General features: G+C 45.1%; 4 protein-coding genes. 2 read left to right on the top strand and 2 right to left on the bottom strand.

Features of this window, described 5'->3' with window-relative positions:
* The first annotated feature begins 202 nt into the window (after positions 1 to 202).
* Positions 203 to 673, top strand: coding sequence for a peptidoglycan-binding domain-containing protein (locus AC5JLB_RS27375; protein ID WP_495876996.1), 471 nt, complete (start codon positions 203 to 205; stop codon positions 671 to 673).
* Positions 674 to 791: 118 nt separating this feature from the next.
* Here AC5JLB_RS27375 and AC5JLB_RS27370 read toward each other — a convergent pair whose 3' ends face one another.
* Positions 792 to 1,025, bottom strand: a complete 234-nt coding sequence (locus tag AC5JLB_RS27370; RefSeq protein WP_495876995.1) for a hypothetical protein — start codon at positions 1,023 to 1,025, stop codon at positions 792 to 794.
* Positions 1,026 to 1,176: 151 nt separating this feature from the next.
* Between AC5JLB_RS27370 and AC5JLB_RS27365 the strand changes: the two genes are divergently transcribed.
* On the top strand, positions 1,177 to 1,518 hold the full coding sequence (locus AC5JLB_RS27365; protein WP_495876994.1) for a cupin domain-containing protein: 342 nt from the start codon (positions 1,177 to 1,179) through the stop codon (positions 1,516 to 1,518).
* Between the two features lie 211 nt (positions 1,519 to 1,729).
* Here the strand turns inward: AC5JLB_RS27365 and AC5JLB_RS27360 are convergent, their stop codons facing one another.
* Entirely contained in the window at positions 1,730 to 2,452 is a 723-nt protein-coding gene (locus AC5JLB_RS27360; RefSeq protein WP_495876997.1) for a DUF8692 domain-containing protein, read from the bottom strand.
* Between the last annotated feature and the right edge of the window lie 44 nt (positions 2,453 to 2,496).

Here is a 2,496-nt window from a genome sequence, read left to right as displayed (position 1 = left end):
TTATTTCACTGCCTTGCTGATTGAACTTCGCTGAAATGTCAACACAACCTAGAGCTTTTGTCCCCAACTCTTGTTCTCTCTCCTGCGAAAGAGGGCTAGGGTGAGGGCGAAGAGTACCCGATCGGCTACCATTCCTGGTTCGGAATTCGTATTTCTCTTGGTGATGATTATTGTGTCAGACACAAACACACAGGAGCATTCAATGTTTACCACGATCTCTCTCAACAAGCCTGCTTTGAAGATCGGGGATCAAGGAGTTGCCGTCAAGGAATTGCAAACGTTAATCAATCTCTATTTTGGTGACATCTTGGTAGTTGATGGCATTTTTGGGGTTGCCACAAAAAGTACGGTGAGAAGTTTTCAGATTCGGGTTGGGTTGGATACAGATGGAAACGTGAACTCGCTGGTTTGGGAACGGCTGATTTTTGAGATTCTGTTTACTGGAAAAGAGATCGAGTTGCCCAATCTTTACCGGGGTCTGCGGGGCGATTTGGTTCGCTGGGCACAACGACGCCTGGCGCTCACAGGGTATTATCTTGGCAATCTAGATGGAGATTTTGGGTCTCGTACTGAAGCGTCGGTCAAGAGCTTTCAGCATAGTCGTCTGCTGGTCGTAGATGGTGTGGTCGGTAAGAAGACGTGGAAGGCGTTGGGTAAGGTTAGACAGCCGTAATGAATAGGGTTTCCTAGTGCAGATTCGCCTGGTAGCAATGCCAGGTTTTTTTCGTTGAATTTGAAATTTGATTCTGCGATCGCAGAATTAAGATCCACGCATTCAGAATCAAGATCCACTAACCTTGAATTAAGATCCGCGATCGCAGAATTAAGATCCACGAACCTTGAATTAAGATCCACGCATTCGGAATTAAGATCTGCGATCGCAGAATTAAGATCCACGCATTCAGAATCAAGATCCACCAACCTTGAATTAAGATCCGCGAACCTTGAATTAAGATCCGCGAACCTTGAATCAAGATCCGCGATCGCAGAATCAAGATCCACCAACCTTGAATCAAGATCTGCAAATTTGCTCAGTATATTTTGGGTGAAGGCATTTCTTGCAGGTCTACAGGAAATCTAATATTATCCAGCAGCACCACAACTCGTACTTGAGCAAGAGGAAGCCTCGCTCTCATCTAGCTAACCTAAGCGCAAGTACTATCAAGTGGTGACATTATGGCTGATACCAGCGTTAAAAAAGTAGATGCCCATTCTTCGCCAACAGGTGAAATGGGTCAAAAATATCTTGCTTCCGGTAAGAGTGTCTCAATGCGACTTTGGGAAAACGAAGACCCTTCAAACGAAGTCAAACCAGCGACAACACGAGACTACGAAACCGTCGGCTATGTGATTAATGGAAAAGCCGAACTCCATCTCGAAGGGCAAATGGTTTTGCTAGAGCCTGGAAATTCTTGGGTCGTGCCTAAAGGCGCATCTCATACCTACAAAATCTTAGAGTCGTTTACCGCCGTAGAAGCGACGAGTCCACCCGCACAAGTACACGGGCGCGACGAATAATTTGTCTACAGCAACTTGTCATACTTCGCAAGTTAAGCTCTACAAGTTAAGCAAGGAGCGGATGAAAGCAAAGAAAACAGTTTGGCAATCTGTAGTACAGGCATTTTACTGAGCAGGTTAAAGTACACTACGTTTACCAAAACTAACTCTAAGCTGACATAAGCTCCTTCAACACTTCCATCTCGCCCCATCCCATTACTGAAAGAACAAATTAGAGCCGCATCTGATGACTTTCAGGTAGAGAAGAAGTCGCTTCCATAGGTTCAATCGAGAATTGGACTTCTTTCGTCAGCAAACTCAAGTACGTCAGCAACGCATAAACAAACATCACAACCCCAACCATTTCGAGAAACTCTTCCACAGTTGTCAATGCTACTGCCGCTACATTGTTCCCACCATAGGCTGCCCAGATAGGCGCACCGAGCATTTCTAGCAAGAGGGCACCTGAAATATACGTTGTGCCAGCTAAAAGAAACAGTCGGCGTATCCTAGCAGGAAGATCAGTGAGGAATTTTAGATACGTTAGCAGCACAATCAGCACAAATGCTGCTCCAGGAATGACCCAAGCAAAAAAGAAAATACCGCTTGCCCGAAACGTAACCTGTAATGGTTCGATTAACCGTTCATGCAGACCCACTAGCTCATCCATTGACAGAAACAGAAAAATGCCCGATAGCAGCCTCCAATGGAAAACATAGCGATCGTGGAGACCCTTTTTTGCAAAGGAAATAATCATTAAAAGAATTGCACAAAACAGCAGAGCCGATGCCGAATACCAAGTGGGGATATTACGCTCTGTGTCAAGATCGAATAGTCTCAAGAACTCTATGATACGTGGGCGCTTCAACGTGAATCTGCAAATTAATCCGATAATGTTTGCAAGCGTAAGACCACAAACAACATAAAGCAGGAAGCGGGTAACCTGAAATGACACCCAAAAATCGGACAGGGAGCTAAGAGTAGTATCCTTGTTCAGTG

The organism is Myxacorys chilensis (genome assembly GCF_059505265.1).
This window is presented reverse-complemented; position numbering and strand designations above follow the sequence as displayed.